This is a genomic window from Actinoplanes aureus (assembly GCF_015704865.1).
GTDB classification, from domain to species: Bacteria; Actinomycetota; Actinomycetes; order Mycobacteriales; family Micromonosporaceae; genus Actinoplanes; species Actinoplanes aureus.
The window spans coordinates 11,975-32,058 of record NZ_JADQTO010000016.1 but is presented as its reverse complement, the minus strand read 5'-3'; the positions used below and the strand labels follow the sequence as shown (position 1 = coordinate 32,058).

Sequence of the window (20,084 nt, the reverse complement as noted above, 5' to 3'; positions counted from 1 at the left end):
CATGAGTGAGGTTCAGCTCCGCGGCTTCGGGTGGCGGCACGCCGGGCGCCGCGCCTGGGCGGTGCGCGAGCTCGACCTGCACATCCGGCACGGCGAGCGGGTGCTGCTGCTCGGTCCCTCCGGGGCCGGCAAGAGCACCCTGCTCGCCGCGCTGGCCGGCCTGCTGCCGGAGGACTCCGGCGAGTCCGAGGGAACCATCGAGATCGACGGGATCAGTCCGCTCAAGGCTTTCCGGTCGTCGGGTTTCCCTCGCCGTCCGGAGGACCAGGCGTCAGCGGCAGCACAGTTCCAGGTCGGCATCGTCTTCCAGGATCCGCAGACCCAGCTGGTGATGGCCCGCAGCGGCGATGACGTGGCGTTCGGGTGTGAGAACCGGGGAGTGCCGGCCGGGGAGATCTGGCCGCGGGTCAGCGACGCGCTCGATCGCGTCGGCTTCCCGTACCCGATCACTCGCTCCACCTCGGCGCTCTCCGGCGGCGAGGCGCAGCGCCTCGCCCTCGCCGGGGTCCTCGCCCTGCGCCCCGGTCTCCTGCTGCTCGACGAGCCGACCGCCAACCTGGACCCGTCCGGCGCCGAACTGATCCGCGAAGCGGTGGCCCGGGCCACCGGCCCGGAAACCACGCTGATCATCGTGGAACACCGGGTGGCCGAGGCACTCACGCTGGTCGACCGCGTGGTGGTCCTGGAACCGGGCGGCGGCGTGCGCGCCGACGGCGCGCCTGAAATGATCTTCGCCGCCTACGGCGACAAGCTGGCGGACGAAGGCGTCTGGGTGCCCGGGTTCAGCACCCCGCCGGTCAAGGCCACCACAAAAGCAGACCCCGATCTGGTACGCGCGGAGCACGTCACCGTGCCCGGTCGGCTCGCCCCCGTCTCGATCGCCGCCGGAGCGGGTGAGGTGGTGGCCGTCACCGGACCCAACGGCGCCGGCAAGTCCACCCTGGCGCTGCTGCTGGGCGGCCTGCTGGCGCCCGCTTCGGGCCGGATCGAGGCGTTCGGGGACAGGCAGCCCCCGCACCGGTGGCGGGCCGCGACGCTGACCCAGCGGATCGGATCGGTCTTTCAGAACCCGGAGCACCAGTTCGTCACCAGCCGGGTCGCCGACGAGCTGGCACTCGGACCGCGCCGGGTCGGCAGATCCCCGGACGAGGTGCGGCGGATCGTGGACGATCTGCTGGACCGGCTCCGGCTGACGAAACTGGCGGCGGCCAACCCGTACACGCTTTCCGGCGGTGAGGCCCGGCGGCTGAGCGTCGCCACCGCGCTGGCCACCGCGCCGCGGCTGCTGGTCCTCGACGAACCGACCTTCGGACAGGACCGCCGCACCTGGCGGGAGCTGGTCGATCTGCTGGCCGGCCTGCGTGCGGAGGGGCACGGGATCGTCGCGGTCACGCACGATGACGCGTTCGTGCGTACGCTCGCCGACCGCGTCGTTCCGCTCGGCGCCGCGGAGCCGGCGCCGCTGCCGCGGAGGTTGCTTCCGTGACGCTCGTCTTCGAACCGGTGGCCGACCCGTCGGCGCCGCTCGCCCGCCGCAATCCGGTCGCCAAGCTGGGCGCCGCGCTGCTCTTCTCGCTGCCGCTGGTCTCCACGGTCGATCCCCTGACGCCGGCGATCGCCCTGCTCGTGGAGCTGGTACTGCTCCCGTTCTTCGGCGTCCGCTACCGGGTGCTGGCCCGCCGGGCGGCACCGCTGCTGCTCGCCGCGGTCGGTGTGCTGGTCACGATGGTGCTGTTCGCCGCCGACCGGAGCGGCGAGCTGCTGTTCTCCGCCGGGCCGTTCGAGGTCACCACCGGAGTGCTCGCCACCGCCACCGGGCTGATCCTGCGGATCTTCGCGGTGGCGCTGCCGGGCATCATCGTGTTCGCCACCACCGATCCCACCGACCTGGCCGACGCGCTGGTGCAGAACGCGAAGGCGCCGGCCCGCTTCGCGCTCGGCGCGCTTGCCGCGTTCCGGCTGCTGCCGCTGCTGGCCCAGGAGTGGCACGCGCTCACCCTGGCCCGGCGGGCCCGGGGCGTGGACGCCGGCCGCAACCCCGTCGCGAAAGTGCGGCTGTTCGCCTCGACGGCGTTCGCGTTGCTGGTCGGGGCGTTGCGGCGCGGGGTCCGGCTCTCGGTGGCGATGGACGCGCGCGGCTTCGACTCCGGCGTGCCCCGGACGTACGCCCGCCGGCAGCACTTCACCGGCGCCGACACCGCCCTGCTGGCCTGCGCCGGCGTGGCGTCCGCCGCGATCCTGGCGGTCACCGTGGCGCTTGGCGTTTTCCGGCCGATTGTCGGCTGACCGTTCGCCGGGCGGTTACGAGATCGACAGCGGGTGTTGTCCTGTTCGGACGAGGGTGACGCCGACACCCGAGCGATCTTCGTAGGAGAACACCTCCATGGGTCACGGCCACGACCACCATCACCACACGTCCGACGCCAGCGGGGGCGACCTTCCTGAGGCCCTCGATCTCTCCGTTCCCGCTGCTGAGCTGTCCCCGTCCGAGGCGACCCGCCGCCGTTTCCTGCTCGGCGCCGGCCTGCTCGGCGCCGGAGCCGCCGCTTCCGTGCTCGGTCGGCCGGGTGCCGCCGCGGCCGCCGGGCTGCCGCACACCCACGGCGACGTCGGTGGAGGCAGCGAGAAGGGCGGCTTCCGCTGGCTCGCCGGCGATCACCACATCCACACCCAGTACAGCTCGGACGCCCAGTACCGGGTGATCGACCAGGCCCGTCACGGGCAAGCCTTCGGGCTGGACTGGATCGTCATCACCGACCACGGCAGCGCCACCCACGCGAAGATCGGCGTGGACAAGGTCAACCCGGACATCGTGAAGACCCGCTCTTCACTTCCCGGCCTGCTGACCTTCCAGGGTCTGGAGTGGAACATCCCGGCCGCCGAGCACGCCACCGTCTTCGTGCACCCGGGCAAGAACGAGGTCGAGGTTCTCAAGGCGTTCGAGAACGCCTACGACGGCTCGCTGCTGCCCGCCACCAACACCACCGCCCAGAACGAGGCCATGGCGATCGCCGGCATCCAGTTCCTCGGCGAGCAGGTGCGCAAGCGCAAGATCGACGGCGCGCTGTTCCTCGCCAACCACCCCGCCCGGCGCGGCATCGACTCGCCGCACGAGATCCGCAACTGGCGCGACGCCGACCCGACCGTCGCCATCGGCTTCGAGGGCGCGCCCGGCCACCAGGCCGCCGGCATTCCCGCCCCGAACGGTCGCGGCGGCGCCCGCGGTTACTACGACAACAACCCGTCGGCCGCGTCGTTCGCCGGCTACCCGCTGGAGAGCTACCGCACCTGGGGCGGCTTCGACTGGATGACCGCCACGGTCGGCGGCCTCTGGGACAGCCTGCTCGCCGAGGGCAAGGCGTGGTGGATCACCGTCAACTCGGACAGCCACGTCAACTACCTGGACCAGACCGACCGCGGGCCGGGCAGCGACTTCAACGCCAACGGCAAGTACAACGACCCGGTCTACACCGGGACGGTCAACACTCAGGCCGGCGACTTCTGGCCGGGCTACTACGGGCGTACCAACGTGGGCTCGTCGTCGTTCTCGTACAAGGCGGTCATGGACGGGCTGCGCGCCGGCCGCGTCTGGGTCGACCACGGCCGGCTGGTCAAGGCCCTGGACGCCCGGGTACGCGTCACCGGCGACCGCCGCCCGGCCACCGGCACGCCGCTCGGCGGTGTCCTCCAGGTGAAGCGGGGCACGTCGACCGAACTCGTCCTCGACATCGACCTCCAGGACATCCCGAACTGGGCCGGCTTCATCCCGGTCCTGAAGCGGGTCGACGTGATCGTCGGCACGGTCACCGGTCCGGTCGCCGACAAGGACGCCTTCACCACGCCGGACACGCGCGTGGTCAAGTCGTTCGAGATCTCCAAGACCAGCGGGCGGATCTCGCTCAGCCACGACCTGGGCCGCCTCGACAAGCCCTTCTACCTCCGGGTACGCGGCACCGACGGCAACCGCACCCAGCCCGGTCTGCTCGGCGCCTCGGTCGACCCGTACGGTCCCCAGCTCGACGTGGTCGGTGCCGCCGACCCGTGGGGTGACCTGTGGTTCTACACCAACCCCATCTGGGTCCTGCCTCGATGAGTTCCGCCTCGCGGATCATCGGTGTCAGCCTCGGCCATCGCACGCTGGCCGAGGCTGACCACTGGATCCAGTCGCTCGACCCGGCGCCGGTGCTGGCCTGCACGCACCTGGTCGCCGTGCCTTTCCCGCACGTGGCGATCAGCCTGCTGACCGCCGGTTCATTCGCCACCGACGCTGCGCTCCAGGTCGCCGCGGACGCCGCCTCGGCCGGGCGGTCCGGGCGCGCCGTACGCTTCCCCGGCGCCGAGCGGCTCACCGGCGAACTCGTCGTCGGCGAGATCCTGCGGCGCAGCTCGATCTCCCGGGTCGAGGTGTTGGGCAGCGGCCCGGCCGACCCGGCGACCGTGGTCGAGACCGGCGACTTCGTCCGGCCGCAGTTCCGCGACGGTGAACTGGTTCTGGTCACCACCCCGGCGGCCGGCGGGCGGCTGGTCCCGTTCGAAAGGCGGGATCCGACCCCCTGCTGTGCCGACCACTGATCCGGCGCTTCCTAAGGTGGTGACCATGTCTCGCCCCCGCCTGCAACATCTGCTCGCCGAGGCGCGCAGCGGCGTGCTGCTCTTCAGCATCACGCCGCCGCGGCGCAGTGCCACCGAGGAACGGATCAAGGAGATCGCCGAGGTCACCCTGGACCGTCTCAGCGCGCTCGATCTGGACGGCCTGATCCTGTACGACATCGACGACGAGTCCGACCGCAACCCGGACGAGCGGCCGTTCCCGTACCTGCCCACCCTCGACCCGGCGCACTTCTACCAGGGGTACCTGAGTGGATGGCGGCAGCCGGTGATCATCTACCGCTGCGTCGGCAAGTACCCCGAGGACCAGCTCCGCGACTGGATCGCCGATGCCGGCCCCGACGTCCTCGGCGTCTTCGTCGGCGCCTCGTCCGGCAGCAAACAGGTCCGCACCGGCCTGCGCCGCGCCCAGGAGCTACGCGCCGAAGTCCGCCCCGACCTGCCGCTCGGTGCGGTGACGATCGGCGAGCGCCGGGACGAGCACCTGCGCATGCTGGCCAAGCAGGAGCGCGGCGCCTCGTTCTTCATCTCCCAGGTGATCTACCACGTCAACGAGACGAAGAACCTGATCTCCGACTACTTCTACGAGTCCCGGGCACGCGGCGTCGAACCCCGCACGATCATCTTCACGCTCTCGCTCTGCGGCTCGCTGAAGACCCTGGAGTTCGTCCGCTGGCTCGGCGTCGACGTCCCCCGCTGGCTGGAGAACTCGATCCGGCACTCCCCCGATCCGCTGGCCGAGTCCTACCGCCAGTGCGTCGCGATCGCCAACGACCTGGCCGACTTCTGCGAACATCTCGGCGTGCCGTACGGCTTCAACGTGGAGAGCGTCTCCATCCGCAAGGCCGAAATCGAGGCAAGCACCCAGCTGGCCAAGGACATCGCCATCCTCCTGAACGCCCGCACCAACCGGCTACCGTGATCGCGCCGCAGTGGTGTCCACCCTTCAGCGAGGCACCACCCAGCGGTCAGGCTTCCAACCTCCGCTGGACCGCGACGACCTCACGAAGCGCCGCGTTGACGGTGTCCTCCGTGTCGGTGGTTCCCAAGATTCTGCTCGCTACCACGAGGGCCTCGTCATCGAGATTGATGCGCCGCTCCGTCACAACAGCCTCCATGAATCTTGTCTACTGCCTGGACTAGTCGCGTGCATTGATCGACTCAATGGTGATCCGGCTGCGAGGATGGCCGCATGCTGGTTGCCTTCTCTGTCACGCCGATCGGGTCCGGGGACTCCGTCGGTGACGCGGTCGCCGAGGCCGTCCGGGTCGTCCGCGCCTCCGGGCTGCCCAACCGGACCGACGCCATGTTCACCACCATCGAGGGTGAGTGGGACGAGGTGATGGCCGTGGTCAAGCAGGCCGTCGACGCGGTCGCGGCGGTCTCACCCCGGGTCAGCCTCTCCCTCAAGGCCGACGTCCGGCCCGGTGTCACCGGCGCGCTCACCGCCAAGGTCGAGCACATCGAGCGGGTGCTGAACCAGTCGTGAGACGCCTCGTGATGTGGGACATCGACTACACGTTGCTGCGCGGCGGTGGGGTCGCGGCCCGGGCCTGGAAGGCGGCGTTCACCGAGCTGACCGGGGTCGCCTGGCGGGACACACCGGTCTTCGGCGGGCGTACCGACCTGGACATCTGCGCCGAGGTGTTCGCGTCGCACGGGGTGACCGACTGCACCCCGGAGCGGTTCTTCGCCCGGTACGTGCAGATCGTCCACGAGGTCAAGCACGAGTTCGCCGAGCAGGGCGCGCTGATGCCGGGCGTACGCGAGGTGCTCACCCGCCTCGGCGACGATCCTCGGGTAGTGCAGACCCTGGTCACCGGCAACGTCCCGGAGGTGGCGGCGGCGAAGGTCGCGGCGTTCGGGCTGGCCGGTTCGTTCGACGCCGAGGTGGGCGGTTACGGCACGGACGACAGCGTGCGGGCCACCCTGGTACGCCGCAGCCTGGACCGGGCGCAGGCGAAGTACGGCGAGGCGTTCCGCCCGGTGGTCGTCGGCGACACCGTGCACGACGTCACAGCGGCCCTGGCGAACGGCGCGCTCGCGATCGGCGTGGCGACCGGTTCGACGGGCGCCGACGACCTGGTGGCGGCCGGGGCACACGTCGTACTGCCGGATCTGAGCGACCCGAATGCCGTGGTGGCGGCGCTCACGGACGAAGATCGGGTGGCAGGCCGGTCCAGCGCAGGTCCGCCGGCAGGTGGCTGAGGTCCCCGACCATGATCACTCGAGGTGGTTCGCCGGCCGGGTAGCGGATCAGCGTCAGCCCGGTATTGCCGAAGTTGAGCACACCGAAGCGCTCGGGCGGCGCCAGGTACGCCTCCCGCACGAACCATCCGGCCTGGAAATTGTGGGTGACAACCAGCTCGTGGGTCTCCTCGGGCACCGGACCGGTGAACCGAGCGATCATGGCGCTCATCGCCGGGAGATCGTCGGTGGGGATCCGGTCGTTCAGCTCCGCGGCCTCTTTCACGGCGGCTTCCGGAAGATGCGCCGCCACCAGGGCAGCCGTCTTCACCGCCCGAGGCTTCGGGCTATGACTGATCGCAGTGATCGGCAGCCCGGCCAGCCGGGCGCCGAGCAGATCAGCCTGCCGGCGGCCGGCTTCGGTGAGGTTGGACTGGTCGCGGGTGGCCTCCGCGTGCCGCACGATCCAGAGATGCCGGACGCTCATCGCCGCACCATGACAGAGGCCGGCGAGCGGCGCATCAGGGACGTCGGAACGACGACACCGGTCAGGTCGGGCTGACCGGGTTGGGCAGGGCACCGCCGAAGCGCCGGTCACGCTGTGCGTACAGCTCGCAGGCATACCACAGGTGGCGGCGGTCGAAGTCCGGCCAGAGGGTGTCCAGGTAGACCATCTCCGCGTACGCCGACTGCCAGAGGAGGAAGTTCGACGTGCGCTGCTCGCCGGAGGGGCGCAGGAACATGTCCACCTCCGGAACCTCGGGGTGGTAGAGGTACTTGGCGATGGTCTTCTCGTTGACCTTGTCGGCCTTGAGCCGGCCGGCCGCCACGTCCCGGGCGATCGCCGCGGCCGCGTCCGCGATCTCGGCTTGGCCCCCGTAGTTCACACAGAACTGGAGGGTGAGCGTCGAGTTGCCCCGGCTCATCTCCTCGGCGGTCTGCAGCTCGGAGATGACGCTCTTCCACAGCCGGCCGGCCCGCCCCGACCAGACCACCCGGACACCGAGGTCGACGAGCTGGTCACGCCGGCGACGGATCACGTCCCGGTTGAAGCCCATCAGGAAGCGCACCTCCTCGGGGGAACGCTTCCAGTTCTCGGTGGAGAACGCGTACGCCGAGAGGTAGGGAATGCCCAGCTCGATGGCGCCCTCGATGGTGTCGAAGAGCGAATACTCGCCCTGCTCGTGCCCCTTGGTGCGGGACAGGCCCCGCTCCTTGGCCCAGCGGCCGTTGCCGTCCATCACGATCGCCACGTGGCGCGGGATCGCGGCGGACGGCAACTTCGGCGGCCGGGCACCGGAGATGTGCGGGGTGGGCGGACGCGGCGTCAAGGGTTCAGCTCCCGTCGATCGACAAGCGGCAGCGAGCGCAGCGCCCGCTCCATGTGCCATTGCAGGTGGGCGGCGACCAGGCCGCTGCACTCCCGGCGCACCGGCGACTCGGTGGCGTCCGCGAACGCCCAGTCGCCGCTGGTCAGGGCGGCCATCAGGGTCAGCGTGGCCGGGCTGGGGTGGGCAGCGCCAGGCGGCCGGCAGTCCGGGCAGACCGCGCCGCCGGCCGGCACGGCGAAGGCCGCGTGCTGCCCGGGGGTGCCGCAGACGGCACACTCGGTGACGGCGGGCGCCCAGCCGGCGAAGGCCATGGCGCGCAACAGGTACGCGTCCAGCACCAGGCTGCCGGCGTGCTCACCGGCCGCGAGGGCCTTGAGCGCGCCCAGGGTGAGCTGGAAGAGCCGCAGCGCGGGCTCCCGCTCGACCGGGGTGAGCCGCTCGGCGGTCTCACAGATGGCGCTGGCCGCCGTGTATCGCGGATAGTCGCCGAGGAAGCTCTTGCCGAACAGGGCCACCGCCTCGACCTGGCTGACCGAGTGCAGCGAACTGCCCAGCCCCTCCGGAGAGCCGGCGAGCTGGAGGTCGATGTGACCGAACGGCTCCAGCCGGGCGCCGAAGCGGGAAGTGGTGCGGCGCACCCCACGGGCGACCGCGCGCAGCCGGCCGTGCCGCCGGGTCAGCAGGGTGACGATCCGGTCGCTCTCGCCGAGTTTCTGCACGCGCAGGACCACCGCGTCGTCGCGGTAGAGCTGGCGTCGGTATCCGGCGGGCACCCCGTCATTCTGCCCGGTGCCTACGACAAACCCTGACCCGGATCTCAGGGTCGCCTCCGGGACGGGACCGATGGTGCGGGCCCAGCGCCGGAAATAGCGTCAGGGGCATGAGCGAGTGCACCGAGCCGCACCCCGAGGTAGGGCCCCGCAGGCGAGGATCCGGCAAACCCCGGGGAGTCGCCCTGATCCTGGCCGCCGTCTCGGTGGGCGCCCTGGCCGCCTGTGACGGCGTGGTGGGCGCACGGATGACCTTCGAAGACACCGAGACCACGAAGATCACCGAGGTCGTGCTGACCGGCGGCCACGGCGACGTCGTGGTCCACGGCAACGCCTCGGCCACCGAGACCCGGATCCGGCGGGTCATCCGCGGCGAGACCAACCCGGGCGCGTCCTACCAGCGGTCGGGTGGCGTCCTCACGCTCGCCACCGACTGCGGCCGCGACTGCAGCCTCTCCTACGAGATCACCGCACCGGCCGGAGTGGCCGTAAGCGGCGAGATGACCTCCGGCGACCTCACCCTGGCCGGAACCGGAGCGGTCGATCTGAAGCTCACCTCCGGCGACGTGATGGTGGAACGTGCCACCGGCCCGGTGAAGGTGAAGGCCACCTCCGGCGATCTCAACGTGATCGGCGGAACCGACGTCTCGCTGGAGACCCAGTCCGGCGACCTCATGGTGGACGACGTCACCGGCCCGATCGCGGTACGGACCACGTCCGGCGACGCGACCCTGCGACTCGCCGCCCCCTCCTCGGTGACCGCCACGGTGACCAGCGGTGACGTCAACCTGATCGTGCCGCCCGGCGCCTACCGGGTCCGCGCCGACGTCCACGGCGGCGGTGACCAGCAGGTCATCGGCATCACCCACGACCCGAAGTCGGCAAACGTCCTGGATCTGCGGACCACCAGCGGCGACCTGTCGATCAGCGCAGGCTAGGCACCGGCTGGGCGAGGGGTTCGGCCGGTGCCGGCGAGACCGGCACTGGAACCCGCCGGCCGGGCAGCAACACCGGCCGGCGCCCGGCCGCCACGTCCTCCACCCAGCCGACCGCCGCGACCACCAGGCCGAGCAACAGGAAGACGACGACGGTCCGCCACCCGATCCCGGCGAAGCCGTGGACCGGCAGCCCGAAGCGTTCACCGGTCTGGGTCACCGCGACGATCAGCGGTACGTGCCAGAGGTAGATGGTCAGCGCCCGGCCGTTCAGCACGGTCAGCAGCCGGTGCTCCCGGACCATGGGCGTGAAGCCGAGCGCGACCAGGATGAACGCGGCCGACCAGAGCGCGTTGCCGAGCGGGATGTCGTTGAGGTCGTACCCGCGCGGCCCGGGATGCGTGAGCACCCACGCCATCGCCGGCACGGCCAGCGCCACGGCCGTGCCGACCAGGCGCTTGCGGCCGAGCCGGCTCAGATGGCCGTCGTGGTGTGCGAAGCCGAGCAGCCACGCGCCGCCGTACAGGGCCAGGTCGCGCGCCACCGGCGGCACGGTCAGGTCACCCAGTTCGATGACCGCCAGCGCCACGTAGGGTGCCAGCACCGAAGCGAGCGGGAACCGCCGGAAGACCGGCAGCGCGAGCGGTGAGAGCAGCACCAGCCACAGGAAGTCCCGCAGGTACCAGGCGTGGCTCAGCGACTGCATCCACCAGCCGGTGGCCTCCGGGTCGACGATCGGAAAGCCCCAGAACAGCAGGCGGACGTCCCACGGGGTCCCGGCCAGCAACATGGCCGGGACCGCGATCAACGCGATGACCCAGAGGGACGGCAGGAGCCGGCGCAGGCGGCGCTCCACCGCCCACACCCCGAACCGGTCCAGCGACACCGCGATCAGCGAGCCGGCCAGCGCGAACATCACCGACATCGCCGGGAACACGACGGTGAGCGCGGTCCAGCCGGTCAGGTGATAGATCACCACCCGGACGGTTGCCACGGCGCGCAGGAGATCCAGGTACCGGTTACGCATGGCTGAAGGTGTTACCCGCGTTCGGCCAAAAAGCGCAAACTCCGGTGAACTATCCCATAGTCAACGAATGTCCAATTATCGATTAAAAGCCGAGTTTACGCAGTTGTTTAGGATCTCGTTGCCATTCTTTGGCGACACGTACGTGAAGATCCAGATAAACCCGGGAGCCGATCAGCTCCTCGATCTCGGCGCGAGCCCGCGAGCCGACCTCCTTGAGGCGCGCCCCCCGGCTCCCGATCACGATCGACTTCTGGCTGTCGCGCTCCACGTACAGATCCGCGTAGATCTTGGTGAGCTTGCCCTCGACCATCATCTCCTCGACGAGCACCGCGATCGAGTGCGGCAACTCGTCGCGTACGCCCTCGAGCGCCGCCTCCCGGATCAGCTCCGCGATCAGCACCTGCTCCGGCTCGTCGGTCAGCACGTCGTCCGGGTACAGCTGCGGCGACTCCGGCAGAAACCGCACCATCGCGTCGGTCAGGTTCTCCACCTGGTGCCCGGAGACCGCGCTGACCGGGATGATCTCCGCGAAGTCGTACAGCTCGGCGACGGCGAGCAGCCGCTGGGCCAGGGTGGCCGGGTCGACCAGGTCGACCTTCGTGACCACCGCGATCACCTTGGCCTTGAGCGCGCTGATCTCCGTCGAGATGAACCGGTCGCCGCGCCCGATCGGCTCGTCCGCCGGGAAGCACACCCCGATCACGTCGACCTCGCTCCACGTCTCGCGGACCAGGTCGTTGAGCCGCTCGCCGAGCAGCGTCCGCGGCCGGTGCAGACCGGGCGTGTCGACCAGCACCAGCTGCGAGTCCGGCCGGTGCAGAATGCCCCGGATGATGTGCCGGGTGGTCTGCGGCTTGTTCGAGGTGATCGCGATCTTCTGCCCGACGATCGCGTTCGTCAGCGTCGACTTGCCGGCATTCGGCCGGCCGACGAAACAAGCGAAACCAGCCCGATAGACACCATCCTCGGCCTTTGCCGCACGCGCGGCCTTGTGCTGGTGCACTCTCTGATTTTCGGTACGCGTAACCGGCCGCTCCGCGGCCGTACCAGATCGTCCCCGCTTGCTCCCGGACGTCCCGGCCGCACCCCGGCCACCCTGGTCCCCGCCCCGGCGGCCGTCACGATCCCCCGGACCGCCCGCGCCGCCGCGGGGCCGCTCGCCCCGCGTGCCGGAAACTCCCGCCGCCGAGCTGCCCGGCTGGCGTCCGCGCTGGTCAGCACCCTGCTCACCGGCACGCCGAGCGGCCCGCCGCTCCTGCCGGCGCAGCTCGTTACGCTCCCCAGCCGTCAGGCGCCGCTCCGGCGCGCCCTGTTCCTGCGCCCCACGCTCCTGCGCCCCACGCTCCTGCGCCCCACGCGCCCGCGATCCGCCCTCTTGCGCCCCACGCTCACGCGATCCACGCTCTTGCGCCCCACGCTCTCGGGTCGCGCGCTCTTGCGGGCCGCGCTCCTGGCGTGCCCGCTTCTGCTCCCGCGGCCCGCGCTCCTGGCGCTCCCGCTTCTGCGGCTCCTGCTCCCGCGGCTGCTGGTCCTGCCCCATCAGGCGGTGACCGTGCCGAGCAGCGAACCGTCCGGGCCCGCCACATGGATCGGCGCGTCCGTGGAGAGGTCACGCACAGCCGCGTGCCCCGCGCCGTCCAGCGTCGACGCCTCGGTCACCACCGCGGCCGCCTCCAGCCGGGTCGCCCCGGACGACGCGGCCTGCGCGACCGCGAGCTGCAACGCCGTCACCGTCAGGCTGGGCAGCGCCACCGACGCCGCGGCGTAGGTTCGGCCGTCCTGGTCGCGTACCGCTGCTCCGTCAACCGCGCCCACCCGGGCGCGCGAGCTACGCGCGAGGGTGACCAGCTTGGCGTCCTCGGCGCTCAACACGGCGCCGCCGTCCGCGCTCGGCACAGGGGAAGCGTCGAAGATCTGCTCAGGCATCTGCGGGTTGTCTTTCCTCGGTCTCGGCAACGTTCTCATCAGTTTCGTCGGCTCGCGGTTCCGGCTGCACCCGGCGCACCAGCACCGAGTCGATCCGGTTACGCCGGCCGGTGGCGCCCTCGGCGGTCAGGTGCAGGCCACCCACCTCCGCCTTGGCGCCGGGAATCGGCACCCGGCCCAGCGTCTGCCCGAGCAGGCCGCCGACCGTCTCCACCTCGTCGGCGGGCAGCTCCACGCCGAACACCTCGCCCAGGTCCTCGATCGGCAGCCGCGCGGCCACCCGGACCGAGCCGTCCTCGAGGTGCTCGATCGGCGGGCGCTCGACGTCGTACTCGTCGGTGATCTCGCCGACGATCTCCTCGAGGATGTCCTCGATCGTCACGAGGCCGGCCGTGCCACCGTACTCGTCCACGACGATCACCAGGTGGTTGCGGGCGGCCTGCATCTCGGACAGCAGGTCGTCCACCGGTTTCGACTCCGGCACGAACGTCGCCGGGCGCATCGCGTCGGCCACCGCCTGAGCGGTCACCGCCGGATCACCCGACTGGGTCCGCCGGATCACGTCCTTCAGGTAAAGCACGCCGAGCACGTCGTCGACGCTCTCGCCGATCACCGGAATCCGCGAGAAACCGGACCGCAGGAAGAGGAAGAGCGCCTGCTGAAGGGTTTTCGGCGCCTCGATCCACACCATCTCGGTACGCGGCACCATCACCTCGCGGGCGATGGTGTCACCCAGCGCGAAGACCGAGTGGATCATCTCGCGCTCGCCGTGCTCGACCACGCCCCGCTGCTCCGCCAGGTCGACCAGTTCGCGCAGCTCCACCTGGCTGCCGAACGGACCCTCCGGGAAGCCCTTGCCGGGCGTCACCGCGTTACCGATCAAGATCAGCAGCTTGGCGAGCGGGTTCAGCACCTTGCCGAGCCAGCGCACCAGGGGCGCGGTCGCCCGGCCCACCGCGTACGCGTGCTGGCGCCCCACCGTCCGCGGCGCCACCCCGACCACCACGAAGCTGACCAGGGTCATCGTGCCCGCCGCGACCAGAGCCGCCTGCCAGCCGACACCCCAGGTGTCCACCGCCACCAGCGTCACCATGGTGGTCGCCGTGAGCTCGCAGAGCAGCCGCAGCAGCAGGAGCAGATTGACGTAGCGCACCACGTCGGAGGCGACCACGGCGAGCGCACCGGCGCCTCGCTGACCCTCCCGGGCCATCTCGGCCGCCCGCGCCGGCGAGACCGTGGCCAGCGCGGCGTCGGTCATCGACGCCAGGCCGGCCAGCAGCACCAGCAGCACCGCGACGACGATCAGCTGCAGGTCCGGCAGGCCCACCGAGGAGGCGGCCGCCGACAGATGAGCCGGGTCCACGGGCTCAGCCGGCCCGGCGGCCGGCGCGCCAGCTCTGCAGAAGCTTGTTCTGCAGAGCGAACATCTCCCGCTCCTCCTCCGGCTCGGCGTGGTCGTAGCCGAGCAGGTGCAACGCTCCGTGCACGGTGAGCAGGTGCAGCTCGTCCGCGGCCGAGTGGCCGGCGACGGCGGCCTGTTTCGACGCCACCTCGGGCGCCAGCACGATGTCGCCCAGCAGCGCCGGCTCGCCGCTGCCGGACTCGCCGGGACCGTGGTCGACGCTGCCCTCGTCCATCGGGAACGCCAGCACGTCGGTGGGGCCGTCGCCGCCCATCCACCGATGGTTCAGCTCGGCCATGTAGTCGATGTCGACGAGCAGGATGGACAACTCGGCGAGGGGGTTGACCCCCATCTCGTCCAGGGCGTGCCGGGCAACCGCGAGGATCGCGTCGGTGTCGACCTCGACTCCCGACTCGTTGGCGATCTCGATGGACATAGTGGTGCGATTACCCCTTGCGACTAGCGCCGGCGCCCTGGCGACCGGCCACCACTGGCGGCCCGGCCCGGCACGGCGTGAACGGATTGTGCTGCCTGTTGCTCCTGCTCGGAGTCGAACCGCGCGTACGCGTCGACGATCTCCGCGACCAGCCGGTGCCGCACCACGTCGGAGCTGGACAGCTCCGCGAAGTGCACGTCCTCCACGTCGCGCAGGATCTCCCGCACGACCTTGAGCCCGCTGCTCGTCCCGCCGGGCAGGTCGACCTGGGTGACGTCACCGGTCACCACGATCTTCGCCCCGAAGCCGAGCCGGGTCAGGAACATCTTCATCTGCTCGGGCGTGGTGTTCTGTGCCTCGTCCAGGATGATGAAGGCGTCGTTGAGCGTGCGGCCGCGCATGTAGGCCAACGGCGCGACCTCGATCGTGCCGGCCGCCATCAGGCGCGGGATCGACTCCGGATCGAGCATGTCGTGCAGCGCGTCGTAGAGCGGCCGCAGGTACGGATCGATCTTCTCGGTCAGCGTGCCGGGCAGGAAGCCGAGCCGCTCCCCCGCCTCGACCGCCGGCCGGGTCAGGATGATCCGGCTGATCTGCTTGGCCGTGAGTGCCTGCACGGCCTTGGCCATCGCCAGGTACGTCTTACCGGTACCGGCTGGGCCGATGCCGAAGACGATCGTGTTCTCGTCGATCGCGTCGACGTAGCGTTTCTGCCCCAGCGTCTTGGGCCGGATGGTGCGTCCGCGCCGGGACAGGATGTTGAGGGTGAGCACCTCGGCCGGGCGCTCGACGGTGTTGGCCTCGAGCATGTCGAGAGTACGGCGGACCGCGTCGACGGTGAGCGTCTCACCCTTTTCGATGAGCTCGATCAACTCGGAGAAGAGCCGCTCGGCAGTGGCGTTGTCGGCTGGCTCACCGGTGATGGTGATCTCGTTGCCGCGCACATGCACGTCACTGTCGACGGACCGCTCGATGAGACGGAGGATCTCGTCCTTGGCGCCGAGCAGGTTCACCATGATCTTCGGGTCACTCACCGAGATCTTGGTCTGCGCCCGCACCGGGCTGGACGAGCCAGTGCTGGAAGGATTCGGCGTACCGGTCATAGGGCGGCCCTGAGGGCCTCCGCCACCTGCTCTCTTTATCTGCGTCGTCCCGGTCGGGGCGGCGTGCTCAAGGATCGTGCCATCCTATCCGCTCACGTGCCCGCCCGCCGATGCCATTATCGCCAGGCCGCTCCGCAGATCACTCTGCGGAGCGCCGGTGTTCACCGGGGTTCGGGGCCGGCCGAGGCGGGGCCTCCGTCGAAGGCCTCCTGGATGCGGGTGAAGCGATACGTCGCCCAGTGCATCCGGATCACCGAACCGCTCTCGTCACGGGTGAGTCGCAGCAGCTCACCGGCTTCCCGGCCGGAGACCGTGCGGAGCACGTCCGGCTCGTCGGGCAGCGGCTCGAAGACCGCCGGCGGCCGGTCGGCCGGCGCCCCGGCGACCCGGGCCTGGAGTTGCCCGTCGTGCCAGCCGAAGACGAACTCGGAACCCTCACTCCACCAGCGGCCCAGCACCGAGCGATAGGACACCGGCGCGGGCGGCGCCGGGCGCCACGGCTTGATGTCGGCCGGGTCGAGCTCGACGGCGAGCCGGAGCAGTTCGTGGACCAGCTCGTTGGTCTGTCCGGCGGTTCCGGAGGAGCCGAGCACCGCGCAGCCGAGCGCGCCCGGGTTGCCCTCGCCGCCGCGCCGGCCGTACACACCGGCCAGGAAGCCGGGCATGGCGCCGTCGTGGCCGACGTGCACGACCCGCTTCGGCTCGGGCATCAGGATCAGGCCGAGGCCGAACCCGGCGCCCCAGAGCGTCTCGTCGGTGGGGGTGAGCGGCCAGCGCATCTCGTCGAGGGTGGCCGCGGCGAGGACCCGGCCGCCCGGATCGACGGCGCGCGGGTCGGCCAGGAAGGCGGCCCACTTCGCCATGTCGGCGGCGGTGCTCCAGAGCTGGGCGGCCGGTCCGACCCCGGCCAGGTCGACCGGCGGCTCCGGGCGGGCGGCGTCGGAGTACGCGTCCACCAGGTACCCGACGACCGCCTCGGGCGGTGTCTCCACCGTGGTGGTGGCCAGGCCGAGCGGGTTGAGAACGCGTTCGGTGACGATCTCCGCCCAGGTGCCGCCGCGCAGCTTCGCGACGAGCTGGCCGAGCACCGCGAGGCCGAGGTTGGAGTAGTGGAAGCGGCGGGCGTTGGGCAGCACCCGCTCGACCCGGTCCAGTTCGGCGATCATCCGGCCGGCGTCCGGGGTGATCAGGGTGTCCCAGACGTCACCGTACGGCTCGCGCTGGAAACCGGCCGTGTGCGAGAGGAGCCGGCGCAGCGTGGCGTCGCCGTGCGCCGGCACGTCGAGGTACGCGGAGACCGGCGCGTCCAGGTCGACCAGACCCTCGTCACGGGCCTGCATGACCAGGACCGCGGTGAACGTCTTGGTGACCGACCCGATGCGGAACCGGCTGCCGGGTCCGAGCGGCCGGGCCGGGACGCCGGACTCACCGACGGTGAAGACCCACGGCTCTCGGTCGGCTCGGTGCAGGGCGACGGAGAGCGCCGGGATGCGCCCGTCCGCCTGGGCCTTGCGGGCGGCGCGCTCGTACCGGCCGACGGCTGCGCTCACCGGCCGGCCAGCATCGGGCCGAGCGGAGCGCCGCCGAGCACGTGCGCGTGGACGTGGAAGACCTCCTGGCCGGAGTGCGGGCCGGTGTTGAAGATCACCCGGAAGCCGTCGCCCAGGCCCTCCTGCTCGGCCACGGCGGCCGCGGCGGCCAGCACGTCGGCGGCCGCGGACGGTTCGGCGGCGAGGGCGATCACGTCGGCGTAATGGCTGGTCGGGATGACCAGGACATGGGTCGGCGCCTTCGGGTCGATGTCGCGGAAGGCGATGGTGGTCTCGGTCCGGTGCACGACTGTCGCGGGGATCTCACCGGCGACGATGCGGCAGAAAAGGCAGGAGGTTTCCACCTGTCGGATCTTATGTCTTCGCTATTAGATGGACGGCGGATCCTCAGACCGACCCGTGGGAGCGCTCTCATGCCCGAAATTGACCATCTCGTCCAGCAGTTGACCCTGGAGGAGAAGGTGTCCCTGCTGACCGGACAGGACTTCTGGTCGCTACCGGCCATCCCGCGCATCGGCCTGCGCTCCCTGGTGATGTCGGACGGCCCGGTCGGCGTACGCGGCACCGGCTACACCCCCGACGACCCGTCCGTGGCCCTGCCCAGCCCGACCGCGCTGGCCGCCGGCTGGGACGTGGCCCTGGCCCAGCGCGCCGGCCGGCTGCTCGGGCAGGAGTCCCGGCGCAAGGGCGTGCACGTCCTGCTCGGCCCCACGGTGAACCTGCACCGCACCCCGCTGGGCGGCCGGCACTTCGAGTGCTACTCGGAGGATCCGCTGCTCACCGGTGAGATCGCGGCCGGTTTCGTGGCCGGCGTCCAGGCGCACGGCGTCGGCACCACGGTGAAGCACCTGGTGGGCAACGACTTCGAGACGGACCGGATGACCGTGGACGTACGCATCCCGGAGCGGGCCCTCCGCGAGCTGTACCTGGCGCCGTTCGAGCGGGTCGCCGAAGCCGGCGGGTGGGGCGTGATGAGCGCGTACAACGGGGTCAACGGGGAACCGATGGCCTCGAACGGGCGGATCCAGGACGAGATCCTGAAGCGGGAGTGGGGCTTCGACGGGGCGGTGGTGTCGGACTGGCGGGCCGCCCGGGACACGGTCGCGGCGGCGGTCGGCGGGCTGGACATCGCGATGCCGGCGATGGACAACCCGTGGGGACCGAAACTGGTCGAAGCGGTACGCGCCGGCAAGGTGGCGGAGGAGCTGATCGACGACAAGGTGCGCCGGGTGCTGCGGCTGGCCGCGCGTACCGGGGCGTTGGAAGGCTTCCCGGCACCGGACGTCCCGCTTGACGAGGACGGTCCGGCGGTGGCGCACGAGGTGGCGGTCCGCTCGTTCGTCCTGGCCCGCAACGAGAACGACACCCTGCCCCTGTCCATCAAGTCCCTGAAACGGGTCGCGGTGATCGGCGCGCTGGCCACCGACGCCCGGGTGCTCGGCGGCGGCAGCGCGCAGGTCACCCCGCAGCACGTGATCTCCCCGCTGGACGGGATCCGCCGGGCGCTGCCGGGCGCCGACGTGGCGTACGCGATCGGCGCCGACCCCCGCCCGTTCCTGCCCGCCGCGCAGGGCCCGGACTGGGCGCCGTTCCGCTTCCGCATCTCCGACCACGAGTTCGGGGTGGAGACCGCGACCGTCCGCTGGATCGGTGACCTGCCCGGCGGCCTGGACGTCGCGCACGTCACCAGCCTGGAGCTGCGCACCGAGCTGACGCCCGAGGCCGCGGGCGAGCACGTGCTGGCGATCTCCGGGTTCGGCGCGTTCGAGCTGATTGTCGGCGGCGAGGTGCTCTACCAGGGCGCGCTGCACCCGCCCGGCACCGGACGGGCCGACCTGCTGCTGCACCCGCGCGAGCAGCGATTTTCGGTCACGCTGCCGGTCGGCGTACCGGTCCCGGTGGTCCTGCGGCAGACGTTCGAGCCGGGCATGGCGCACTCGGTCTCCACCACGCTCGGTCACCGGGCGCCCGGCCCGGACGAGGAGGGTCTGATCGCCGAGGCGGTCGAACTGGCGGCCCGCTCCGACGTGGCCGTGGTCGTCGTCGGCACCACCGAGCAGGTCGAGTCGGAGGGGTTCGACCGGGCCTCCCTCGCTCTGCCGGGACGCCAGGACGAGCTGGTGAGACGGGTAGCCGCGGCGAATCCGCGTACCGTCGTGGTGGTCAACGCCGGTTCGCCGGTGCTGCTGCCCTGGTCGGACGAGGCGGCCGCGGTGCTGCTCACCTGGTTCCCCGGGCAGGAGGCCGGCGCCGCGCTGGCCGACGTGCTGCTCGGCGTCGCCGAGCCGGGCGGCCGGCTGCCCACCACGTGGCCGCGGCGGGAGTCGGACTGCCCGGTGCTCGAGGTGCGCCCTTCGGGCGGCACGCTCGGCTACGACGAGGACATCTTCATCGGCTATCGCGGTTGGTTGCGCTCGGCGGCCACCCCACTGTTCGCTTTCGGTCACGGTCTCGGTTACACCACATGGGCGTACGCGGAACTGGCCGTCACCGGCTCCGACGAGGCGGTGGTGACCCTGACCAACACCGGCGAGCGCACGGGCCGTGAGGTGGTCCAGGTGTACCTGTCCGGCGACGGCGACCGGGTGCCGCGGCCGGAACGCTGGCTGGCCGGCTTCGCCAACGTGCAGGCCGCGCCGGGCGAGACGGTCACGGTGCGGGTGCCGCTGCCGAAGCGCGCGTTCCAGGTGTGGGACGGCGGCTGGCGTACGATCCCCGGCTCCTACACGGTGATCGCCGCACACGCCCTCGACGACCCGCGGCTCACCGCAAAGATCACAGTCGACTGACGCGAAGCGTCGCCCGGGGC

The 20,084-nt window shown here is 71.2% G+C and carries 21 protein-coding genes; 9 read left to right on the top strand and 12 right to left on the bottom strand.

Features of this window, described 5'->3' with window-relative positions; genetic code table 11:
- Position 1 precedes the first annotated feature (1 nt).
- The 5 genes from I4J89_RS29635 to I4J89_RS29615 all read left to right on the top strand — a co-directional run bounded on the left by I4J89_RS29635 (position 2) and on the right by I4J89_RS29615 (position 5,530).
- Positions 2-1,486, top strand: coding sequence for an ABC transporter ATP-binding protein (locus I4J89_RS29635; protein ID WP_196417406.1), 1,485 nt, complete (start codon positions 2-4; stop codon positions 1,484-1,486).
- A complete protein-coding gene (locus I4J89_RS29630; protein ID WP_196417405.1) occupies positions 1,483-2,286 on the top strand; it encodes an energy-coupling factor transporter transmembrane component T family protein in 804 nt (267 codons plus the stop codon). Before I4J89_RS29635 ends, I4J89_RS29630 begins: the two co-directional genes overlap by 4 nt.
- A gap of 97 nt (positions 2,287-2,383) precedes the next feature.
- Positions 2,384-4,093, top strand: coding sequence for a CehA/McbA family metallohydrolase domain-containing protein (locus I4J89_RS29625; protein WP_196417404.1), 1,710 nt, complete (start codon positions 2,384-2,386; stop codon positions 4,091-4,093).
- A complete protein-coding gene (locus tag I4J89_RS29620; RefSeq protein WP_196417403.1) occupies positions 4,090-4,572 on the top strand; it encodes a hypothetical protein in 483 nt (160 codons plus the stop codon). Before I4J89_RS29625 ends, I4J89_RS29620 begins: the two co-directional genes overlap by 4 nt.
- A 25-nt stretch (positions 4,573-4,597) precedes the next feature.
- On the top strand, positions 4,598-5,530 hold the full coding sequence (locus I4J89_RS29615) for a 5,10-methylenetetrahydrofolate reductase (RefSeq protein WP_196417402.1): 933 nt from the start codon (positions 4,598-4,600) through the stop codon (positions 5,528-5,530).
- 46 nt (positions 5,531-5,576) lie between these two features.
- Here the strand turns inward: I4J89_RS29615 and I4J89_RS29610 are convergent, their stop codons facing one another.
- Entirely contained in the window at positions 5,577-5,726 is a 150-nt protein-coding gene (locus I4J89_RS29610; protein ID WP_196417401.1) for a type II toxin-antitoxin system VapB family antitoxin, read from the bottom strand.
- 74 nt (positions 5,727-5,800) lie between these two features.
- Here I4J89_RS29610 and I4J89_RS29605 point away from each other — a divergent pair, with 74 nt between their 5' ends.
- Both I4J89_RS29605 and I4J89_RS29600 read left to right on the top strand, forming a co-directional pair.
- On the top strand, positions 5,801-6,097 hold the full coding sequence (locus tag I4J89_RS29605; RefSeq protein WP_196417400.1) for an MTH1187 family thiamine-binding protein: 297 nt from the start codon (positions 5,801-5,803) through the stop codon (positions 6,095-6,097).
- The gene (locus I4J89_RS29600; RefSeq protein WP_309238525.1) at positions 6,094-6,816 is read left to right on the top strand and encodes an HAD family hydrolase; all 723 of its coding nucleotides are present in this window, start codon (positions 6,094-6,096) and stop codon (positions 6,814-6,816) included. The genes I4J89_RS29605 and I4J89_RS29600 overlap by 4 nt, the downstream gene beginning before the upstream one ends.
- Here I4J89_RS29600 and I4J89_RS29595 read toward each other — a convergent pair.
- The 3 genes from I4J89_RS29595 to recO form a co-directional block, all read right to left on the bottom strand.
- Positions 6,758-7,282 carry a phosphoglycerate mutase family protein gene (locus I4J89_RS29595; RefSeq protein WP_196417399.1) on the bottom strand — a complete coding sequence of 175 codons (525 nt, stop codon included), beginning with the start codon at positions 7,280-7,282 and terminating at the stop codon, positions 6,758-6,760. The two genes, I4J89_RS29600 and I4J89_RS29595, sit on opposite strands and share 59 nt — an antisense overlap.
- A 61-nt stretch (positions 7,283-7,343) precedes the next feature.
- Positions 7,344-8,126 (bottom strand): isoprenyl transferase, encoded by a 783-nt coding sequence (locus I4J89_RS29590; RefSeq protein WP_196417398.1) that lies wholly within the window; start codon positions 8,124-8,126, stop codon positions 7,344-7,346.
- On the bottom strand, positions 8,123-8,899 hold the full coding sequence (gene recO, locus I4J89_RS29585; RefSeq protein WP_196417397.1) for a DNA repair protein RecO: 777 nt from the start codon (positions 8,897-8,899) through the stop codon (positions 8,123-8,125). Before recO ends, I4J89_RS29590 begins: the two co-directional genes overlap by 4 nt.
- A 107-nt stretch (positions 8,900-9,006) precedes the next feature.
- Here recO and I4J89_RS29580 point away from each other — a divergent pair, with 107 nt between their 5' ends.
- Positions 9,007-9,834, top strand: a complete 828-nt coding sequence (locus tag I4J89_RS29580) for a DUF4097 family beta strand repeat-containing protein (protein ID WP_196417396.1) — start codon at positions 9,007-9,009, stop codon at positions 9,832-9,834.
- Here the strand turns inward: I4J89_RS29580 and I4J89_RS29575 are convergent.
- From I4J89_RS29575 to I4J89_RS29540, 8 genes are all read right to left on the bottom strand, one after another.
- The gene (locus I4J89_RS29575; RefSeq protein ID WP_196417395.1) at positions 9,821-10,858 is read right to left on the bottom strand and encodes an acyltransferase family protein; all 1,038 of its coding nucleotides are present in this window, start codon (positions 10,856-10,858) and stop codon (positions 9,821-9,823) included. The genes I4J89_RS29580 and I4J89_RS29575 overlap by 14 nt on opposite strands.
- Positions 10,859-10,940: 82 nt before the next feature.
- On the bottom strand, positions 10,941-11,861 hold the full coding sequence (gene era, locus I4J89_RS29570) for a GTPase Era (RefSeq protein WP_196417394.1): 921 nt from the start codon (positions 11,859-11,861) through the stop codon (positions 10,941-10,943).
- A gap of 536 nt (positions 11,862-12,397) precedes the next feature.
- Positions 12,398-12,784, bottom strand: a complete 387-nt coding sequence (locus tag I4J89_RS29565) for a cytidine deaminase-like protein (protein ID WP_196417393.1) — start codon at positions 12,782-12,784, stop codon at positions 12,398-12,400.
- Entirely contained in the window at positions 12,777-14,147 is a 1,371-nt protein-coding gene (locus I4J89_RS29560) for a hemolysin family protein (protein ID WP_196417392.1), read from the bottom strand. The genes I4J89_RS29565 and I4J89_RS29560 overlap by 8 nt, the downstream gene beginning before the upstream one ends.
- A 4-nt stretch (positions 14,148-14,151) precedes the next feature.
- Positions 14,152-14,622, bottom strand: coding sequence for an rRNA maturation RNase YbeY (gene ybeY, locus I4J89_RS29555; RefSeq protein WP_196417391.1), 471 nt, complete (start codon positions 14,620-14,622; stop codon positions 14,152-14,154).
- Between the two features lie 23 nt (positions 14,623-14,645).
- A complete protein-coding gene (locus I4J89_RS29550; RefSeq protein WP_196417390.1) occupies positions 14,646-15,725 on the bottom strand; it encodes a PhoH family protein in 1,080 nt (359 codons plus the stop codon).
- 161 nt (positions 15,726-15,886) lie between these two features.
- Positions 15,887-17,275 (bottom strand): serine hydrolase domain-containing protein, encoded by a 1,389-nt coding sequence (locus I4J89_RS29545; RefSeq protein ID WP_196417389.1) that lies wholly within the window; start codon positions 17,273-17,275, stop codon positions 15,887-15,889.
- A complete protein-coding gene (locus I4J89_RS29540; RefSeq protein ID WP_196417388.1) occupies positions 17,272-17,619 on the bottom strand; it encodes an HIT domain-containing protein in 348 nt (115 codons plus the stop codon). Before I4J89_RS29540 ends, I4J89_RS29545 begins: the two co-directional genes overlap by 4 nt.
- Before the next feature lie 69 nt (positions 17,620-17,688).
- On the opposite strand from I4J89_RS29540, the gene I4J89_RS29535 reads away from it, so the two are divergent.
- The gene (locus tag I4J89_RS29535; protein ID WP_196417387.1) at positions 17,689-20,064 is read left to right on the top strand and encodes a beta-glucosidase family protein; all 2,376 of its coding nucleotides are present in this window, start codon (positions 17,689-17,691) and stop codon (positions 20,062-20,064) included.
- The last annotated feature ends 20 nt before the right edge of the window (positions 20,065-20,084 follow it).

Excerpts from the sequence above, each read along its gene's own strand:
- I4J89_RS29635 (WP_196417406.1), top strand. The coding sequence starts at position 2 with ATGAGTGAGGTTCAGCTCCGCGGCTTCGGGTGGCGGCACGCCGGGCGC.
- I4J89_RS29625 (WP_196417404.1), top strand. The coding sequence starts at position 2,384 with ATGGGTCACGGCCACGACCACCATCACCACACGTCCGACGCCAGCGGG.
- I4J89_RS29620 (WP_196417403.1), top strand. The coding sequence starts at position 4,090 with ATGAGTTCCGCCTCGCGGATCATCGGTGTCAGCCTCGGCCATCGCACG.
- I4J89_RS29615 (WP_196417402.1), top strand. The coding sequence starts at position 4,598 with ATGTCTCGCCCCCGCCTGCAACATCTGCTCGCCGAGGCGCGCAGCGGC.
- I4J89_RS29610 (WP_196417401.1), bottom strand. The coding sequence starts at position 5,726 with ATGGAGGCTGTTGTGACGGAGCGGCGCATCAATCTCGATGACGAGGCC.
- I4J89_RS29605 (WP_196417400.1), top strand. The coding sequence starts at position 5,801 with ATGCTGGTTGCCTTCTCTGTCACGCCGATCGGGTCCGGGGACTCCGTC.
- I4J89_RS29595 (WP_196417399.1), bottom strand. The coding sequence starts at position 7,282 with ATGAGCGTCCGGCATCTCTGGATCGTGCGGCACGCGGAGGCCACCCGC.
- I4J89_RS29580 (WP_196417396.1), top strand. The coding sequence starts at position 9,007 with ATGAGCGAGTGCACCGAGCCGCACCCCGAGGTAGGGCCCCGCAGGCGA.
- I4J89_RS29575 (WP_196417395.1), bottom strand. The coding sequence starts at position 10,858 with ATGCGTAACCGGTACCTGGATCTCCTGCGCGCCGTGGCAACCGTCCGG.
- I4J89_RS29565 (WP_196417393.1), bottom strand. The coding sequence starts at position 12,784 with ATGCCTGAGCAGATCTTCGACGCTTCCCCTGTGCCGAGCGCGGACGGC.
- ybeY (WP_196417391.1), bottom strand. The coding sequence starts at position 14,622 with ATGTCCATCGAGATCGCCAACGAGTCGGGAGTCGAGGTCGACACCGAC.
- I4J89_RS29550 (WP_196417390.1), bottom strand. The coding sequence starts at position 15,725 with ATGACCGGTACGCCGAATCCTTCCAGCACTGGCTCGTCCAGCCCGGTG.
- I4J89_RS29535 (WP_196417387.1), top strand. The coding sequence starts at position 17,689 with ATGCCCGAAATTGACCATCTCGTCCAGCAGTTGACCCTGGAGGAGAAG.